At 61.8% G+C, this 18,706-nt stretch carries 16 protein-coding genes; 7 read left to right on the plus strand and 9 right to left on the minus strand.

The window, feature by feature from the left end:
- Positions 1–17: 17 nt before the first annotated feature.
- On the minus strand, positions 18–1,685 hold the full coding sequence (locus ACF8Q6_RS20915) for a putative bifunctional diguanylate cyclase/phosphodiesterase (protein WP_392499408.1): 1,668 nt from the start codon (positions 1,683–1,685) through the stop codon (positions 18–20).
- Between the two features lie 292 nt (positions 1,686–1,977).
- On the opposite strand from ACF8Q6_RS20915, the gene rep reads away from it, so the two are divergent.
- A complete protein-coding gene (rep, locus tag ACF8Q6_RS20920) occupies positions 1,978–3,987 on the plus strand; it encodes a DNA helicase Rep (RefSeq protein WP_003253537.1) in 2,010 nt (669 codons plus the stop codon).
- 64 nt (positions 3,988–4,051) lie between these two features.
- Positions 4,052–4,624 (plus strand): xanthine phosphoribosyltransferase, encoded by a 573-nt coding sequence (locus ACF8Q6_RS20925; RefSeq protein ID WP_003253535.1) that lies wholly within the window; start codon positions 4,052–4,054, stop codon positions 4,622–4,624.
- A gap of 110 nt (positions 4,625–4,734) precedes the next feature.
- On the opposite strand, the gene ACF8Q6_RS20930 is transcribed toward ACF8Q6_RS20925, so the two are convergent.
- From ACF8Q6_RS20930 to dadA, 6 genes are all read right to left on the minus strand, one after another.
- Positions 4,735–6,594: an acetyl-CoA hydrolase/transferase C-terminal domain-containing protein gene (locus ACF8Q6_RS20930; protein ID WP_392491953.1), complete on the minus strand. Its 1,860-nt coding sequence runs from the start codon at positions 6,592–6,594 to the stop codon at positions 4,735–4,737.
- Positions 6,595–6,672: 78 nt separating this feature from the next.
- Positions 6,673–7,524, minus strand: coding sequence for an RHS repeat-associated core domain-containing protein (locus ACF8Q6_RS20935; RefSeq protein ID WP_392491954.1), 852 nt, complete (start codon positions 7,522–7,524; stop codon positions 6,673–6,675).
- Between the two features lie 308 nt (positions 7,525–7,832).
- Positions 7,833–8,237: a cytochrome c5 family protein gene (locus tag ACF8Q6_RS20940; protein WP_033723760.1), complete on the minus strand. Its 405-nt coding sequence runs from the start codon at positions 8,235–8,237 to the stop codon at positions 7,833–7,835.
- A gap of 154 nt (positions 8,238–8,391) precedes the next feature.
- Complete coding sequence (locus ACF8Q6_RS20945; RefSeq protein ID WP_003253526.1) at positions 8,392–8,940, minus strand: cupin domain-containing protein; 549 nt, start codon at positions 8,938–8,940, stop codon at positions 8,392–8,394.
- Between the two features lie 107 nt (positions 8,941–9,047).
- A complete protein-coding gene (gene alr / locus ACF8Q6_RS20950; protein WP_392491955.1) occupies positions 9,048–10,121 on the minus strand; it encodes an alanine racemase in 1,074 nt (357 codons plus the stop codon).
- Between the two features lie 143 nt (positions 10,122–10,264).
- Positions 10,265–11,569, minus strand: a complete 1,305-nt coding sequence (dadA, locus tag ACF8Q6_RS20955; protein ID WP_012054090.1) for a D-amino acid dehydrogenase — start codon at positions 11,567–11,569, stop codon at positions 10,265–10,267.
- A 156-nt stretch (positions 11,570–11,725) separates the two neighbouring features.
- Between dadA and ACF8Q6_RS20960 the strand changes: the two genes are divergently transcribed.
- Complete coding sequence (locus ACF8Q6_RS20960) at positions 11,726–12,214, plus strand: Lrp/AsnC ligand binding domain-containing protein (RefSeq protein ID WP_003253520.1); 489 nt, start codon at positions 11,726–11,728, stop codon at positions 12,212–12,214.
- Positions 12,215–12,216: 2 nt separating this feature from the next.
- On the opposite strand, the gene ACF8Q6_RS20965 is transcribed toward ACF8Q6_RS20960, so the two are convergent.
- Positions 12,217–12,570: a YkgJ family cysteine cluster protein gene (locus tag ACF8Q6_RS20965; protein ID WP_392491956.1), complete on the minus strand. Its 354-nt coding sequence runs from the start codon at positions 12,568–12,570 to the stop codon at positions 12,217–12,219.
- 130 nt (positions 12,571–12,700) lie between these two features.
- On the opposite strand from ACF8Q6_RS20965, the gene ACF8Q6_RS20970 reads away from it, so the two are divergent.
- Both ACF8Q6_RS20970 and ACF8Q6_RS20975 read left to right on the plus strand, forming a co-directional pair.
- On the plus strand, positions 12,701–13,678 hold the full coding sequence (locus ACF8Q6_RS20970) for an RHS repeat-associated core domain-containing protein (protein ID WP_392491957.1): 978 nt from the start codon (positions 12,701–12,703) through the stop codon (positions 13,676–13,678).
- Positions 13,679–13,756: 78 nt separating this feature from the next.
- Complete coding sequence (locus ACF8Q6_RS20975) at positions 13,757–15,049, plus strand: NAD(P)/FAD-dependent oxidoreductase (protein ID WP_392491958.1); 1,293 nt, start codon at positions 13,757–13,759, stop codon at positions 15,047–15,049.
- Positions 15,050–15,248: 199 nt separating this feature from the next.
- Here ACF8Q6_RS20975 and ACF8Q6_RS20980 read toward each other — a convergent pair whose 3' ends face one another.
- Positions 15,249–15,479, minus strand: coding sequence for a DUF1127 domain-containing protein (locus tag ACF8Q6_RS20980; protein ID WP_003253515.1), 231 nt, complete (start codon positions 15,477–15,479; stop codon positions 15,249–15,251).
- 178 nt (positions 15,480–15,657) lie between these two features.
- Here ACF8Q6_RS20980 and ACF8Q6_RS20985 point away from each other — a divergent pair, with 178 nt between their 5' ends.
- Together ACF8Q6_RS20985 and ACF8Q6_RS20990 are read left to right on the plus strand one after the other, a co-directional pair.
- Positions 15,658–17,088, plus strand: coding sequence for a PLP-dependent aminotransferase family protein (locus tag ACF8Q6_RS20985; protein ID WP_346641119.1), 1,431 nt, complete (start codon positions 15,658–15,660; stop codon positions 17,086–17,088).
- A 60-nt stretch (positions 17,089–17,148) separates the two neighbouring features.
- Positions 17,149–18,702 (plus strand): phospholipase D family protein, encoded by a 1,554-nt coding sequence (locus ACF8Q6_RS20990; RefSeq protein WP_392491960.1) that lies wholly within the window; start codon positions 17,149–17,151, stop codon positions 18,700–18,702.
- Positions 18,703–18,706: the final 4 nt, after the last annotated feature.

Consider the following 18,706-nt stretch of genomic DNA (forward strand, 5'->3'; position numbering starts at 1 on the left):
GTGCCCGCGAAGAGGCCCTAAAGGACAGCCTCCAACTGGCGTCCGGGCGCCTGCAGCAAATACGCCATCAATTCCCCTATCGGTAGCGGTTTGCTGACCAGGAAGCCTTGCACCTGGTCGCAGCCAAACCCGCGCAGCAACGCCAGTTGCTCTTCACTCTCCACACCCTCGGCCACCACCTCGAGGTTGAGGTTGTGCGCCAGGTTGATCATGGCGTGTACCAGCTTGCGGTTCTCTTCGCGCATTTCCATTCCCGCAACAAAGCTGCGGTCCACCTTGAGCAAGGTGATCGGCAGGCTGTTGAGGTGCACGAACGAAGAAAACCCGGTGCCGAAATCATCGAGCGAGAAGCGCACGCCCAGGCGACCCAGCGCGTCCATGGTCTGGCGCACCACCTCGTTGCGGCGCATCACCGCCGTCTCGGTCAGCTCGAACTCAAGCCAGCGGGCATCCACACCGTGCTCGAGGATCAGGCGACTCAACGTGGCGAGTAGCTGGCTGTCCTGGAATTGGCGAAAACTCAGGTTGACCGCCATGTGCAGCGGTTCCAGGCCGCGCTCGCACAATGCCTGCATGTCACGCAGGGCACGGGAAATAACCCAATAACCCAAGGGCACGATCAGGCCGCTCTGCTCGGCCAGTGGCACGAACTCACTGGGTGGCAGCAGCCCGCGCTCGGCATGGCGCCAGCGCACCAGCGCCTCCAGGCCAACAATGCGCCCGTCAGCCAGGTTCAGGCGGGGCTGATAGTGCAGCTCCAGTTCGTCGCGGCGCAGGGCGCGGCGCAACTCGCTTTCCAGGTCGGCAAGGCTGCGGGCGTTGCGGTTGATGCGTTCGTTGAACACATGGAAGGTGCAGCCCTGGCTGCCCTTGGCCTGACGCATGGCGATGTGCGCGTGCCACATCAGCGGATCGGCGCCGCTCTGCGCGCGAGCATGTGCAAGGCCCAGGCTGCAGCCCAGCAGCAGGCTTTCGCCGTCGATCCAGTAGGGCTCTGCCAAGGCCTCGACGATGCGTTCGGCAATCCATTCGGCGCGGTTGACATCACGACGGGTGTCGATCAGCAGGGCGAACTCATCGCTACCCAGACGTGCCAGCTGGTCGCCCGCCTCCAGCTGATGCTTCAGCCGTGCCACCACCTGCAGGATCAACCGGTCACCGCTCTGGTGGCCCAGGGCGTCGTTGACGTGGCGGAAGTTGTCCAGGTCAAGGTGGCCAAGCGCGACACCACGGCCTTCGTTTTCGGCCAGGCGTGCATTGAGCAAAGCCTGGAAGCCCTGGCGGTTGGCGATGCCGGTCAGCGGGTCCTGCTCGGCAAGGCGCTGCAAGGTGGCGACCAGCACCCCTCGCTCTCGCACATGGCGCAGTGAGCGGCGCAAGGTATCGGCGTTGAGCTGGTCGCGCACCAGCCAGTCACTGACAGCGCTGGGCGCCGCCTCAGGCTCGTGTTCAAGCAGCAGGATAGTCGGCAGCTCGCAACGCCCGGGGGCGGGCTGCAAGCCTGGTGTTGCCAGCACGACGGCCTGGCGATCATGGCTGAACAGGCTGTCGACCGCCTCCCAGTTTGGCGCAGTCAGTAGCACGGCGCTGCCACCCAGTGCGGGCATGCACGCGTGCAACGAGGCAGCCCATTCCGGCTCATCGGCCAACAGCAGCAAACGCAAAGGTTCGACAGGCGTGGACAAGCGGGCTCCTTAGGGCTTGACGGTGCAACGAGATCTGGATGCTACTGCATTCAATGAAAATGATTTTCACTTTTATACATGGTTTTTTCGAGCGTAGCATTCCGACGTATTTTGTCGTGCATCCTGCGCGAAACGAGTCAAACCGGCAAATATGATTTTTTCAGCTACTAGCATTAGTGACACTAATGATTAGGCGGACAAAAGTCTGACTCAGACGTCAGACGGTCGCGCCACAACGGCCCCATGCCTGTTAGAATGCGCGGCTATTTTCTGGCGACCCCCGGTTTCTAGCATGTCCCGACTCAATCCCCGGCAGCAGGAAGCCCGTGACTATGTCGGCGGCCCTCTTTTGGTGCTCGCCGGTGCAGGTTCGGGCAAGACCAGCGTGATCACGCGCAAGATTGCCCACCTCATCCAGAACTGCGGCATCCGCGCCCAGTACATCGTGGCGATGACCTTCACCAACAAGGCCGCGCGCGAGATGAAGGAGCGGGTCGCCACCTTGCTGCGCCCGGGGGAAGGCCGTGGCCTGACCGTGTGTACGTTCCACAACCTGGGCCTGAACATCATCCGCAAGGAACACGAGCGCCTGGGCTACAAACCGGGTTTCTCGATCTTCGACGAGTCCGACATCAAGGCGTTGCTGTCGGACATCATGCAGAAGGAATACTCCGGCGACGACGGCATCGACGAGATCAAGAACATGATCGGTGCCTGGAAGAACGACCTGGTCCTGCCGCCTGAAGCCCTGGAAAAGGCGCGCAACCCGCGCGAGCAGACCGCCGCCATCGTCTATACCCACTACCAGCGCACGCTCAAGGCGTTCAACGCGGTGGACTTCGACGACCTGATCCTGCAGCCGGTCAAGCTGTTCCAGGAGCACCCCGAGGTGCTGGAGCGCTGGCAGAACCGCGTGCGCTACCTGCTGGTGGACGAATACCAGGACACCAACGCCAGCCAGTACCTGCTGGTAAAAATGCTGATCGGCATGCGCAACCAGTTCACCGTGGTGGGCGACGACGACCAGTCGATCTACGCCTGGCGTGGTGCACGCCCCGAGAACCTGATGCTGCTCAAGGAGGACTACCCCTCCCTGAAGATCGTCATGCTCGAGCAGAACTACCGCTCCACCAGCCGCATCCTGCGCTGCGCCAACGTGTTGATCGCCAACAATCCGCATGCGTTCGAAAAGCAGCTGTGGAGCGAAATGGGCGTGGGCGACGAGATCCGCGTGATCCGCTGCAAGAACGAGGAAGCCGAGGCCGAACGCGTGGCCATGGAAATCCTCACCTTGCACCTGCGCACCAACCGCCCGTACAGCGACTTTGCCATCCTTTACCGCGGCAACTACCAGGCCAAGCTGATCGAACTGAAGTTGCAGCACCACCAGGTGCCGTATCGCCTGTCGGGCGGTAACAGCTTCTTCGGCCGCCAGGAGGTCAAGGACCTGATGGCCTACCTGCGCCTGCTGGTGAACCCGGACGATGACAACGCCTACCTGCGGGTAATCAACGTGCCGCGCCGCGAGATCGGCTCCACCACCCTGGAAAAGCTCGGCAACTACGCCACCGAGCGCGGCATTTCGATGTACGCCGCCAGCGAAGAGCTGGGCCTGGGCGAGCACCTGGACGCGCGCTACACCGAGCGCTTGCAGCGTTTCAAGCACTGGCTGGACGGGGTGCGCCACAAGGTTGCCCTGGAAGACCCGATTGCCGCACTGCACGAAATGATCCGCGACATCGACTACGAAAACTGGATCCGCCAGCAGACCGCCAGCGACAAAGCTGCCGAGTTCCGCATCAGCAACGTCTGGTTCCTGGTCGAAGCGCTGAAAAACACCCTCGAGAAGGACGAAGAGGGTGACATGACCATCGAGGATGCCATCGGCAAGCTGGTGCTGCGCGACATGCTCGAGCGCCAGCAGGAAGAAGAAGAGAACGCCGAAGGTGTGCAGATGATGACCCTGCATGCCTCAAAGGGCCTGGAATTCCCCTACGTGTTCATCATGGGCATGGAAGAGGAAATCCTCCCGCACCGCTCCAGCATCGAGGCCGACACCATCGAAGAGGAACGCCGCCTGGCCTACGTGGGCATCACCCGCGCGCGCCAGACCCTGGCCTTCACCTTCGCCGCCAAGCGCAAGCAGTACGGTGAAATCATCGACTGCACGCCCAGCCGGTTCCTCGACGAACTGCCACCGGACGACCTGGCCTGGGAGGGCCTTGACGATGCGCCGGTCGAGGTGAAGGCCGCTCGCGGCAACAACGCCCTGGCCGATATCCGGGCAATGCTCAAACGCTGATCAACCATTACTCTTTAACTTTGCCGCCTCCAGCGGCAACCTTTGTTACATCGAGGAAATCACAGTGGAAGCACTGCATCAGAAGATTCGCGAAGAAGGCATCGTGCTTTCCGATCAGGTTCTCAAAGTCGACGCGTTTCTCAACCACCAGATCGATCCGGCGCTGATGCAGCTGATCGGTGACGAGTTTGCCCGCCTGTTCGCCGATGCCGGCGTGACCAAGATCGTCACCATCGAAGCCTCGGGCATTGCCCCAGCGGTAATGACCGGTCTGAAACTGGGTGTGCCGGTCATCTTCGCTCGCAAGCACCAGTCGCTGACCCTGACCGAAAACCTGCTGACCGCCTCGGTGTATTCCTTCACCAAGCAGACCGAGAACACCGTGGCCATTTCGCCGCGTCACCTCAACAGCAGCGACCGCGTGCTGGTGATCGATGACTTCCTGGCCAACGGCAAAGCCTCGCAGGCGTTGATCTCGATCATCAAGCAGGCAGGTGCCACCGTGGCGGGCCTGGGTATCGTGATCGAGAAGTCGTTCCAGGGCGGCCGTGCCGAACTGGACAGCCAGGGTTACCGCGTTGAATCGCTGGCCCGGGTGAAGTCGCTGGAAGGTGGTGTGGTCAGCTTCATCGAATAAGGCCTCACCGTCCCGGTGTAGGAGCGGGTTTACCCGCGAATGCGATATTGAATCTGCCATCGCATTCGCGGGTAAACCCGCTCCTACACGGGGCCAGTGTGCGCAAGCGATTAACCTGTAGCCTGTAACCCTGCCAGCAGTAGCCGCTGATAAAGCTCCTCTTTCAACCCTTGCGGAACCTCCAGCCGCATCCGCGCCAGATGCCGCTCATACCCCTCCGGCCCCGGTGCATCCAACGCTGCCTTGCCCAGCTCCAGCACCTCGCTCAACTTGAACTTGCTCTTCAACCAGTTCAGCGCCCGCAACAGATCCTGCTCCTCGGCCGTAAAGTCCGTGCCCATCGGATACTCCGGGAACAGCCGCACATGCTGTGCCCTGATGGCCTCCAGGCGTTGCGGGGTATTGTCGGTAAAGCGCGCCTCCAGCTGAAAGTCGTCGGCAAGCTTGCCAGCGTCTTTGGCCTGCTTGATCAGGCCCGGCTGAAACCGCGAATCGCTCACCGCCAACAACCGCGCAATCACTTCGCTGTCAGTCTGCCCACGCAAGTCCGCAATACCGTACTCGGTCACCACGATATCGCGCAGGTGCCGGGGGATGGTGCAGTGGCCATAGGTCCAGAACAGGTTCGAGGTCACCTCCCCGCCTGCCTCGCGCCAGCTGCGCAAGAGCAGGATCGAACGCCCGCCCTCCAGCGCATGGCCCTGGGCAACGAAGTTGTACTGCCCGCCCACGCCACTGAGCACGCGGCCGTCTTCCAGCTGGTCGGCCACCCCGGCGCCGAGCAGGGTCATGCCAAACGCGGTGTTGATGAAGCGCGCATCACGACGTTGTCGGCGCTTGAGTGCCTCCTGCCCATAGAGCTCGTTGATGAAGCTGATACGGGTCATGACAAACTGCGCGCGCTGCTCCAGCGGCATCTCGCGCAAGCGCTGGTAGAACGCTTGCGGGCCGAGGAAAAAGCCGCCATGCAGTATTGCGCCCTGCTCGTCCGCCGGGCGTCGTAGCAACCCTGCTTCGGCCAGCACCAGCAGGCCGTTGACGAACATCTCGCTGCAGCCGTACAAGCCGTGGCTAAGGGTGTCCAGGCCCCCTTCTCGCTCGATCAACGCCTGCCACGGTCCGACATCCAGCGCCTTGAGCACTGCACGGTAACCGGCGTTGTCGCCCTGACGTGCCAGCAATGCCGCGGCAACCGCATCGCCCATGGCACCAATGCCGATCTGCAGGGTGCCGCCGTCACGCACCAGGCTGCTGGCGTGCAGGCCGATGCAGTGGTCCTGAATGCCAACCGGCATGTTTGGTGTGGAAAACAGCCGACGTTGCTCGACTTCATCGAGCAGCAGGTCGAAGGCATCGATGGGCAGCTCGGCATCGCCTGGCATGTAGGGCAGTTCGGCATGCACCTGGCCCAGCATGAGGATGGTTTCGCCTGCAGCGCGGCGCTTGGCGATCATCGGCAGCAGGTCGAGAGTGATGTCTGGGTTGCAGGCCAGGCTCAGGTGCACGGGCTTTTCGGGGGTGGCGGCCACCAACTGGGCGACCAGGTTCAGGCCCTTGGCGTTGATATCACGTGCGGCGTGGCTGTAGTTGCTGCTGACGTAGTCCTGCTGGGCCGATTCGCTGTGCAGCAGGCTGCCGGGTTGCATGAAGAACTGTTCGACCCGAATATTGGGTGGCAACGTGTCGTTGCGCAGGTCTGCGAGGTAACTGAGCTCTTCATAGTCAGCGAAGACTCGCTCGACGAAGGGTTCGAGAAAGCGCCGCTGCAGGCCATCGCCCAGTGGCGGGCGGCCGAGGGAAAGTGCGGTATAGATGGTCAGGCGCCGTTCGGGCAGCTCGCGTACGCGGGCGTAAAGCGCGTTGACGAAGGCATTGGGTTTGCCCAGGCCCAAAGGCAGGCCCATGTGGATATGGGTTGGCAGCCGGGACAAAACCTCCTCGACAGCCTGGTCGATGGCGCAGAGGTGCATCAGAGCCTCCTGAAACATCCGTGGGTTCAGGGGTTGGACATGAGCTCAAGCGGGTTGGTTGCCTAGGGCAAACGCTGGTCAACCCCACCTTACTTTAAGCGTCTTACTAATTAAAAATGGAAATACCACTTCTTCGCTCACATGAACCTTGTGATACGCGCTCTTATCGATCGCTATCGCATTTTTATGAACATACCAATAGTCCTTACCGCGGACCCAGGATTCAGACTCATGGACGTAAAACCCTACTATAGATCCGTCCTGGCCTGTGTAGTTGCTGGCCGCATCAATATTCGTTGTGCCATAAACGTGCGCGCCGTAGGATCCATTCTTTGCATAGCCAGGATCGAGCCCGCTCAACAATGATTGAACATGCTTTTTCTGAGTGCCATGCACCATCCTCAATACATAGCCATCCGGCACACTTTTCAGCGATTTGACCACTTTGATCTTTGTATCGGAAGGTATATCACTGTAGGTCTTGGTAATTACTTCGGTTTCAACAACAATCGCCCGTTGCAACGTACCAGACGTCGTAGGCTTTTTCTTTGGAAAAAAATACCTGAACAATCGCGAGATAGGTTTGAATAAAGAGAAATAACCACTCGGATCTTCCCGGTTTACCGGATCCCCTAGACAGTAGGCATATGAGTTCAGACCACCCGCTGCGAACGGGCTCATGCTGTCGGGGCTAATGAAGCGCATCAATGATGGGTTGAATGCTCGACGACCGTTACCCAGTAGATAACAGCCAGTAACAGGGTCCTGTCGGCCACCATTAAAACCGAGCATGCTGTGGGACGTCGAGAGATAGCCATAAGGCGAATAGGGCAGAGGCCGAATAGCGCTGCCGGAGATGAGCCTTTGCGGCAGTGCTCGAGCGGCTGCATCCTGCTCAGTACAGTTATTGCTCACGATTTCCGGGTCCATTGTTAACCACCACCGCAATCAGAAACTTGAGTGTTCTCCACCCCTCCGAAAAATAGAACTGGTAAAAATGCTAGTTTTCATGGATCAGACTCAGACCCATTGGGGCCTCCTGGGATATCCATGGTTTTGACGCTGACGATTTGACAGCCTGCGCCTGCCCTTTTGCGGCTAAAGCCCTACAGGGGCCTCACTGCCTTGAATGCTGTGCTGTGCCTGTGGGAGCGGGCAAGCCCGCGAAAGGGCCAGCGCTGGCATCACAAAAACAAAGCCCGCCATCAACGGCGGGCCTCATGCAATTCAGCTGTAAATCACAGCCCGGACATTTTCTTGATCGCCCCTTTCAGGTCTTCATCCGAGCAGTCTGCACAGGTGCCCTTTGGCGGCATGGCGTTGATACCAGTAATGGCCTTGGCCAGGATGCCATCCAGGCCGCCCTGGTGGTCGGCGCGTTCTTTCCACGCGGCGGTGTCACCAATTTTAGGCGCGCCGAGCAAGCCGCTGCCATGGCAGGCGTTGCAGTGCTTGGCGATGATTTCATCCGGCGTTTTGGCTCCCCCGCCACCCGCTGCAGCGGCCACTTCCATGCCTTTGCACTCCTGGCCCTGGACGCACACCTGGCCAACCGGCTCCAGGCGCTTGGCAATGTCGTCATTGGTCGCAGCGGTTGCGCTCATTGCCCAGAGGGCGAATACGGCTGCTGGTACGGCCAGCATCTTCTTGATTTGATTCACGCGAACACCCTCATGGTGGCTAATCACGCTCGCGGCCACGGATCGGCGAGCGTTGAAAAGTATAGCGGGAACCCAGAGGCCGTGAAACGACCCCACACAGGAAAGGGGTATTGCCGAATCAATGCACTGCGCTGGATCAAAAGTTTGAAGGCGTCGCCGCACTGATCAGCCGCGCCGGCTGGTCGAATGGGTTGCGGAAGCGGTGCGGGCGGGTGCTTTCGAAGTAGTAGCTGTCGCCTTCTTCGAGAACGAAAATCTCGTTGCCGACCACCAGTTCCAGGCGGCCTTCAAGCAGGATACCGGTCTCCTCGCCGTCGTGGGTGAGCATCTCGGCACCGGTATCCGCACCTGGCGGGTACACCTCGGTCAGAAAAGCGATGGCACGGTTGGGGTGAGACTTGCCCACCAGCTTCATGGTCACCGCACCGTCCGAGATATCGATCAGCTCGTGGGCCTTGTAGACGATCTGAGTGGGGCTTTGGGGCTCCAGCTCGACCGAAAAGAATTCGACCATGGACATGGGAATGCCGCTCAGCACTTTGCGCAGCGAGCTGATAGAGGGGCTTACGCTGTTCTTCTCGATCATCGAGATGGTGCTGTTGGTCACGCCAGCACGCTTGGCGAGTTCGCGCTGCGACAGGCCCTTGAGCTTGCGGATGGCTTGCAGTCGTTCGCCGACGTCCAAAGCTGGAGCCTCCTGAAACGGTTAAAGGGGGGTGGATGTGAACGATATCATGGCAATGCCGTTCAGTATTTACAACACACCGCCCCCAACCTGTCCGCTTCAGCGTCTCATTCGCCGACGTAGTCCCGTGGTACTCGCTTCAGGTTGCAGAAGATCTGGTACGGAATGGTGCCCGCCTGCGCGGCCACTTCACTGGCCAGCACCTGCTTGCCCCAGAATTCGACCGGGCTGCCGACACTGGCTTGCGGTACGTCGGTGAGGTCGATGCTGAGCATGTCCATCGACACCCGGCCGATCAGCTGGGTGCGCTTGCCAGCGACCAGCACCGGGGTGCCGTTGGGCGCCTGGCGCGGGTAGCCATCGGCATAGCCCATGGCGACCACACCCACGCGGGTCGGCCGAGGGCTGACGAACTTGGCACCATAGCCCACCGGCTCGCCGGCAGGCAGCTCGCGTACGCTGATCACCCGCGATTGCAGGGTCATCACCGGTTGCAGGCGTGCGGCCTCGGCCTGCGCCACTTCGAACGGCGTGGCGCCGTACAGCATCAGGCCTGGGCGTACCCAGTCGCTGGGCGCTTGCGGCCAGCCCAGCACGCCGGGTGAGTTACGCAGGCTGCATTCGGCGGCCAGGCCCTGTCGGGCAGCTTCGAACACGGCAATTTGCTGGGCGGTAGCGTCAGCGTCCAGTTCGTCGGCGCGAGCGAAGTGGCTCATCAACACGATGCGCGAAACCTTGCCACTGGCCAGCAGTCGCTGGTAGGCATCGTGGTAGTCCTTGGGGTGCAGGCCAACGCGGTGCATGCCACTGTCCAGCTTCAGCCATACGGTGAGCGGTTTGTGCAGCGGGGTTTTCTCGATGGCTTCCAGCTGCCACAGCGAGTGCACCACGCACCACAGGTCGTGCTCGGCGATCAGTGCCAGTTCGCTGGCTTCGAAAAAACCTTCCAGCAGCAGCACCGGGGCATTGATACCGGCGGCGCGCAGGTCCAGTGCCTCCTCGATGCAGGCCACCGCAAAGCCGTCGGCCTCGGCCTCCAAGGCCAGGGCGCAGCGCACGGCGCCGTGGCCATAGGCGTCGGCCTTGATCACGGCGAGGGCTTTGGCACCGGTCAGTTCACGGGCCAGACGGTAGTTGTGGCGCAGGGCCTGGAGGTCGATCAGGGCGCGGGCGGGACGCATGGCGGCTGCCTTATGGTGGTTCGGGTTGAAATCAGTGGTGGATTCTTCGCGGCTTGTCCGCTCCCACAGGTCGTGCACAGCTTTCAAAAGCGGTGGTGCTCCTGCGGGAGCGGGCAAGCCCGCGAATGGGCCGGCACAGGCTATTACTGCTGGTGAGCCGGCGCGCTTTGCCCGTGCTTGGCCACTTCCCGGCTGTTGCCATACCGGGAAATATCCAGGCCTTCGGCACTGATCTGCGGCTTCTTGCGCGCAATCAGGTCGGCCAGCAAGCGACCGGAACCGCACGCCATGGTCCAGCCCAAGGTACCGTGACCGGTGTTCAGGAACAGGTTGCGGAACCCCGTGGCACCCACGATCGGCGTGCCGTCCGGGGTCGCCGGGCGAAGGCCGGTCCAGAAGCTGGCCTGGCTCAAGTCACCGCCGCGAGGATAAAGGTCGTTGACGATCATCTCCAGTGTTTCGCGCCGGCGCGGGTTCAGCGACAGGTCAAAGCCGGCGATTTCAGCCATCCCGCCAACGCGGATGCGGTTATCGAAACGGGTGATGGCAACCTTGTAGGTCTCGTCGAGAATGGTCGAGGTCGGAGCCATGTCGGCGTTGGTGATCGGCACGGTCAGCGAATAACCTTTCAGCGGGTACACCGGAGCCTTGATGCCCAACGGCTTGAGCATCTGTGGCGAGTAGCTGCCCAGCGCCAGCACGTAGCGGTCTGCCGTCTCCAGCTTGCCGTCGATCCACACGCCATTGATGCGGTCACCGGCGAAGTCCAGGCGCTGGATGTCCTGGCCGAAGCGGAACTCCACGCCCAGCTTCAACGCCATGTCGGCGAGCTTGGTGGTAAACAGCTGGCAGTCGCCAGTCTGGTCGTTCGGCAGGCGCAGGGCGCCGGCCAGGATATCTTTCACGCCGGCCAGGGCGGGTTCGACGCGGGCAATGCCGTCGCGGTCGAGCAACTCGTAGGGCACACCGGACTGTTCGAGTACGGCAATGTCCTTGGCCGCAGCATCGACCTGGGCCTGGGTGCGGAACAGCTGGGTGGTGCCCAGGCTGCGGTTTTCGTAGTTGATGCCGGTTTCGGCGCGCAGCTCGTCGAGGCAGTCACGGCTGTACTCGGACAGGCGCACCATACGCTCCTTGTTCACCGCGTAACGGCTGGCGGTGCAGTTGCGCAGCATCTGTGCCATCCACAGGTACTGGTCGACGTCGCCCGTGAGCTTGATGGCCAAGGGGGCGTGACGCTCCAGCAGCCATTTGATGGCTTTGAGCGGTACACCAGGGGCAGCCCAGGGTGAGGCATAGCCGGGCGAGATCTGGCCGGCGTTGGCAAAGCTGGTTTCCATGGCCACCGCCGGCTGGCGGTCGACCACCGTGACTTCGAAACCTTGCCGGGCCAGGTAGTAGGCACTGGCGGTTCCGATTACACCGCTACCAAGTACCAGAACTCGCATCGTTTTATCCCTCACACGCGGCGCGCCGCACACTTTTATTGAAATGGCATGAATGGGCGCAGTATAGGAATTTGAGACCAGTGCAATTCACTATATAAAAGCCTATTATTGGCGAGAATTCTCGGCAAAATCGCCTTTCACGGAGGGGCATCCCCTATGAGAACCCAGCACCAGACCAAGCGTGAACTGGACAAGATCGACCGCAACATCCTGCGTATCCTGCAGAATGACGGGCGTATTTCCTTCACCGAACTGGGCGAGAAAGTTGGGCTGTCCACCACCCCTTGTACCGAGCGGGTTCGCCGCCTGGAGCGCGAGGGCATCATCATGGGCTACAACGCCCGCCTGAACCCGCAGCACCTCAAGGGCAGCCTGCTGGTGTTCGTGGAAATCAGCCTGGACTACAAATCAGGCGATACCTTCGAGGAGTTCCGCCGCGCGGTTTTGAAGTTGCCCCACGTGCTGGAATGCCACCTGGTATCGGGCGACTTCGACTACCTGGTGAAAGCGCGTATTTCGGAAATGGCCTCGTATCGCAAGCTGCTCGGGGACATCCTGCTGAAACTGCCGCACGTGCGCGAGTCGAAGAGCTACATCGTGATGGAAGAGGTGAAGGAGAGCCTCTGTCTGCCGATCCCGGACTGAGGCTAGACCAGCACCTGGCGGGTGGTGGCAATGAACTGGTGGACCAACTGTTCAGCGGCGGGGTCGATCATCGGTTCAGGGCCACGACCACGCGGGCAGGCCATGCGCGGGGTGGTACCGAACAGCCGGCAGACCATCGGCCGCTCTTCATACACCGTGCAGCCGTTGGGGCCCAGGTGCACGCAGTCCAGACGCTCCAGAGCAGCGTCCTGCTCGGCCTGGGACTTGCGCGGCAGCCGGGCCATTTCTTCCGCCGAGGTGGTGACCGGGCCGCAGCAGTCGTGGCAGCCGGGCTCGCACTCGAAAGAGGGGATGAGTTCGCGCAGGAAGTGGATCTTGTGGCGGTTGCAGGACATGGCTGTAATATTTGCGTAACGCTTGTGCTGGATGGAAGCAGTGGACCTGATAATTTTGGCAGTTGTGGGAAAGCCTACTCATTCTACAAACTGACGAGACATCCCCCTTCAGCTAAGCGAGCCCCAGCTGATGAAGAACCACATTCTGTTCTTTTACAGCGGACTGAAGCTTATCGTGCTGAAAAGCACTCGGGAAACACAACGCATCTTCCGGGCATCAGATTTCTCCCTCGCCGAAATTAAGCCCACAGTCACCAATCTGCAAGCTATTGATCATCGGAAAACACCTTTGATGGGAAGCTCGGATGGTGCGGGTCGACCATTCACCTTTACTCCTTTTGGCCATATTTTCGCTAACTGCTCAACAAACATTGGCTTCACGGGGGAACGTTTGGATCTTGCCAGTGGATGCTATCCGCTCGGCGCCGGTCGCCGCAGCTATAGCCCTGTGTTGATGCGCTTCCTTAGCGGTGACTCACAGAGCCCGTTCTTCAAAGGTGGGACCAATGCTTATGCCTATTGTTTGAACGACCCCATCAACTACACCGACCCGTCGGGGTGCGCTGGAGAGTTCGGGAACTGGATCAGTTCAAAAGTCCTGCGCCGCCATCACCGGGCCCCGGCTACTCCGCCTCCCTACTCACCAACCCCTCCCGGCGTGCCAGCCCAACCGCTTGGGGCCGCAAACAATGAACAAGCTCCTCCTTCCTACTTTGGCTGGGGGGAAGCTCCCCCCCTGTACGATCAAGATGCGCCGCCCATCAACAGCAACAATCGATCACGGCCATACAGCAGTACACCGCAGCCAAGGGAGTCGGTTCTGGAACTGCGTGAAGGCAAACTGATAATGGTCAACTCACTCGCCGAGATTACTCAGGCGAAGTCGCAAGCCAATGACCCAGCGCTTTCACCGACTATCCGCCTTAGTGCGTCAAACACGCTGATACGCATGAGTCGCAACAATCTGCCCACACAAACCGACAGCGGAATACTTGCCGCAATCCGTACCGCTCATCAGCTATACGACATTCGTGGTGCCGGCACTATGGATGCGCCTGAACCAACGCAGGCCTTTGCCTTGCCGGTTGAGAGAGCCAGACGCCCCTGAATGGGCCGTTTGGTTGCCCCCTTCTTGATCCCGAGCTTATGCTCCATTTTTGGCCGATAACAACTCAGGACCTACCCAATGATCCACAGCGCGCAGCACGCCGCCTCCTATTACGCCGCCAGCAGCGCGCCACACCCCGACCACGCCTTCCTGCAAGGCGAACACAACGCTGACGTGTGCATCATCGGCGGCGGCTACTCCGGCCTGAACACAGCCATCGAGCTGGCCGAGCGTGGTTTCTCGGTCATCCTGCTGGAAGCGCGCAAACTTGGCTGGGGCGCCAGTGGGCGCAATGGCGGGCAACTGATCCGAGGGGTCGGCCATGGTCTGGAGCAGTTCCTCCCGGTCATCGGCGAAGAAGGCGTGCGCACCATGAAACTGATGGGCCTGGAGGCCGTACAGATCGTGCGCGAGCGGGTTGAAAAGCATGCCATCGCCTGCGACCTGGCCTGGGGCTACTGCGACCTGGCCAACAAACCCGCCGAGCTGCTGGGCTTTGCCCAAGACGCCGAGGACCTGCGCAGTCTGGGCTATGCACATGAGCTGCGGCTGGTCGGCAAGGACGATATCCACAGCGTGGTGGGTGCCGACTGCTATGTGGGCGGGCTGGTCGACATGGGCTCCGGGCATCTGCATCCGCTCAATCTGGCTTTGGGTGAAGCCGCCACAGCCGCCCGCCTGGGCGTGAAGTTGTTCGAGCAATCCGAAGTCACCCGCATCGACTACGGCACTGAAGTGCAGGTGCATACTGCCCAAGGCCGGGTACGCGCCAAGACCCTGGTACTGTGCTGCAACGCCTACCACAACGACCTCAACCGCGAGCTGGGCGGCAAGGTGCTGCCGGCCGGCAGCTACATCATCGCCACCGAGCCGCTGGGCGAAGAACGCGCACGCGCATTGCTGCCGCAGAACATGGCGGTGTGTGACCAGCGCGTAGCGCTGGACTACTACCGTCTGTCCGCCGACCACCGCCTGCTGTTTGGCGGTGCCTGCCACTATTCAGGCCGCGACCCGAAGGACATCGCCGCCTACATGCGGCCAAAGATGCTCAAGGTGTTCCCGCAGCTTGCCGACGTGCGCATCGACTACCAGTGGGGTGGCATGATCGGCATTGGTGCCAATCGCCTGCCACAGGTTGGCCGCCTGGCCAGCCAGCCGAACGTGTATTACGCCCAGGCCTACTCGGGCCATGGGCTCAACGCCACCCACCTGGCCGCACGCCTGCTGGGTGAAGCCATCAGCGGCCAGGAAAGCGGGCGCTTCGACCTTTTCAACAAGGTGCCGCACATCACCTTCCCTGGCGGCAAGCACCTGCGCTCGCCACTGCTGGCGCTGGGGATGCTGTGGCATCGCCTGAAAGAGCTGGCCTGAAAGTCCCCATCCTTGTGGCAGCAACTGTCTTGCTTAAAATCTAAGAGCTGACTAGCCCCTGTGGGAGCGGGCGTGCCCGCGAACACGGGCGAAGCCCGTGCCATCCTCCGCGACGCCTGCTTCGCGGGCGTGCCCGCTCCCACAGGGTCGGTGCAAGTTTCAAGTCTGGGGCACAACAGGCCCTCCAGCGACCACCGTGTCAGTCCTTCCAGAAGGGTTTCCGCCCTTCGATCCGGGCCTGCTCCCAGCTCAGCCCGACATCGCGCAACTCGTCATCGGTCAGCTGCAGCAACGCCCTGCGGGTATGCCAGCGATGCAGCATCAGCCCCCAACGCCCCAAACCCTCTGGCGCGTTGAACACCTTGGCCTGCTGCCCGGCTTCCAGTTCCTTGGCCAACAGTTGCAAGCGCACATCGCTCATGCCACCCATCACCGCATCCCCCCGTTCAGTGGTTACCGTGGAGAAAGCATGCGCGTCGGCACCCTCGACAATACAGATCCAATACAGCCTTATTATTCCCATACAGAATTGGCCGCTGGCCGACTGAATGCTGTATTTTCAGCCCAACTGTACCGGTCGCTATGCCAATGCAGCGCAGGAGTATGCCGTGACCCTCTACCTGAATCTCGCCGAAATACTCGGCGCCCGCATCGAGCAGGGGCTCTATCGCCCCGGCCAGCGCCTGCCGTCCGTGCGCGCACTGAGTGAGGAGCACGGGGTCAGCCTGAGCACCGTGCAGCAGGCCTATCGCATGCTCGAAGACAGCGGCATGGTCTCGCCGCGGCCCAAGTCCGGCTACTTCGTCAGCGACCAACGCCAGTTGCCGGCACTGCCCGCAGTCAGCCGCCCGGCCCAGCGCCCGGTGGACATCTCGCAGTGGGAACAGGTGCTGGAGCTGGTGCGCAGTACGCCGCGCCAGGATGTGGTGCAACTCGGCCGCGGCATGCCCGACATCGACAGCCCCACCCTGAAGCCGCTGCTGCGCAGCCTTGCCCAGTTGAGCCGGCGCCAGGACATGCCTGGCCTGTACTACGACAACATCCACGGTAACCTGGCCCTGCGCGAACAGGTGGCCCGGCTGATGCTCGACTCCGGCTGCCGCCTGGGGCCGGCCGACCTGGTGATCACCACCGGCTGCCATGAGGCGCTGTCATGCAGCATCCGCGCAGTCTGCGAGCCAGGCGACATCGTCGCGGTCGACTCGCCCAGCTTCCACGGCGCCATGCAAACCCTCAAGGGTTTGGGCATGAAAGCGCTGGAAATCCCCACCGACCCGGTCACCGGCATCAGCCTGGAGGCGCTGGAGCTGGCCCTGGAGCAGTGGCCGATCAAGCTCATCCAGATCACCCCCAGCTGCAACAACCCGCTGGGCTACATCATGCCCGAGGCACGCAAGAAGGCCCTGCTGAGCCTCGCCCAACGCTATGACGTGGCGATTCTGGAAGACGATGTGTACGGCGACCTGGCCTATACCTACCCACGCCCACGCACCCTGAAGTCGTTCGACGACGATGGCCGCGTGCTGCTCTGCAGTTCGTTCTCCAAAACCCTCGCGCCCGGCCTGCGGATCGGCTGGGTGGCGCCCGGGCGCTATCTGGAGCGCGTGCTGCACATGAAGTACATCAGCACCGGCAGCACCGCCAGCCAACCTCAGCTGGCCATCGCTGACTTCATCGCCGGTGGGCACTACCAGCCCCATGTGCGGCGCATGCGCAGCCAGTACCAGCGTGGCCGTGACCTGATGGGCGACTGGGTGACCCGCTACTTCCCGGCGGGCACCCGGGTCAGCCGGCCCCAGGGCGGCTTCATGCTGTGGGTGGAATTACCCGAACATCTCGATACGCTTCGGCTGAACCGCGCTTTACTGGAGCAGGGCGTGCAGGTGGCCGTGGGCAGCATCTTTTCGGCCTCGGGCAAGTTCCGCCACTGCCTGCGCATGAACTTCGCCGCCAGGCCAACGCCGCAAATCGAAGCCTCCGTGCGCAAGGTTGGTGAAACCGCCCTTCGTCTACTGGATGACGAAAGCGCCGACGCGTAACTTTGCGCCGCCCGTCACGGTCAAACCCCTAAAGCCCTTGCTGCACAGGACGGTCCACCCTTGAGACTCCAGCGAGCCTTGCCTCTGCTGCTGGTGTTGTTGCTCGGCCTTGCCGGTTGCACAAGCATCAGCGCGCCCCGCGAAACCAGTCAGGCGTTGCCTGCCCACGACTCGGCCTTTGGCCGCTCGGTGCTGCGCCAGGCCGCGCCCTATGGCGGCCGCTCGGGCTTTCGCCTGCTGCCCAACAGCAATGAGGCATTTCGCGCCCGCGCCGAACTGATACGCAACGCCCAGGCGAGCATCGACCTGCAGTACTACATCGTCCACGACGGCCTCAGTACCCGCGCCCTTGTGCATGAACTGCTGCGCGCTGCCGACCGTGGCGTGCGCGTGCGCATCCTGCTCGACGACACCACCAGCGACGGCCTGGACACTGTCATGGGCACCCTCGATGCCCACCCGAACATCCAGATTCGTGTGTTCAACCCACTGCATCTGGGGCGCAGTACCGGCGTTACGCGCGCCGTGGGCCGGCTGTTCAACTTGTCGCGCCAGCACCGGCGCATGCACAACAAACTGTTCCTGGTGGACAACAGCATGGCCATCGTCGGCGGGCGCAACCTGGGCGACGAGTATTTCGATGCCGAGCCCAACCTCAACTTCACCGACATCGACCTGCTGGGCGTGGGCCCGGTAGCCGAGCAGCTGGGGCACAGCTTCGACCAATACTGGAACAGCGCCCTCAGCCGGCCGATCACCGACTTCCTCTGGCATGACCCGGATGCCAACGACCTGCGGGCCAGCCGCCAGCGCCTGGAAGTGTCGCTGGCCAAAGCCAGGACCCAGCGCAAGGCCCTGTACGACCGCTTGATGGCCTACCAGTCGCAGCCGCGCCTGGATGTGTGGCGCAACGAGCTGATCTGGGCTCACGCACAGGCGCTATGGGATGCGCCCAGCAAGGTGTTGGCCGAAGGCGAACCGGACCCGCAATTACTGCTGAGCCAGCAACTGGCACCGGACCTGGCTAACGTTCACCGCGAGTTGGTCCTGACATCGGCCTACTTTGTACCGGGCGAACCGGGGCTGCTGTACCTGACCGGCCGCGCCGACGCTGGCGTTTCGGTGAAGCTGCTGACCAACTCGCTGGAAGCCACCGACGTGCCGGCAGTGCATGGAGGCTATGCACCCTATCGTCGTGCCTTGCTTGAGCACGGGGTGCAGCTTTACGAGCTTCGCCGCCAGCCAGGCGACCCCAGCGCGGGGCGACTGAGTTTCCGTGGCAGCTCGGATTCGAGCCTGCACACCAAGGCGATCGTGTTCGACCGGCGCAAGACCTTCATCGGCTCGTTCAACTTCGACCCGCGCTCAGTATTGTGGAACACCGAGGTTGGGGTACTGGTGGACAGCCCGGAGCTGGCCGAATACACCCGCGAGCTGGCCCAGCAGGGTATGGCGCCAGCGCTGAGCTATCAGGTGAAACTGATAGGTAACAAGCTGGTATGGGCGACCGAGGACAATGGCCAACGGCACGTGCTGACGTCTGAGCCGGGTGGGGTCTGGCGGCGGCTCAATGCCTGGATCAGCAAGGCGGTTGGCTTGGAGAAGATGCTGTAGCTGC

This window comes from Pseudomonas sp. GLN_2, assembly GCF_043106005.1.
In the GTDB taxonomy this organism is placed as follows: Bacteria; Pseudomonadota; Gammaproteobacteria; order Pseudomonadales; family Pseudomonadaceae; genus Aquipseudomonas; species Aquipseudomonas alloputida.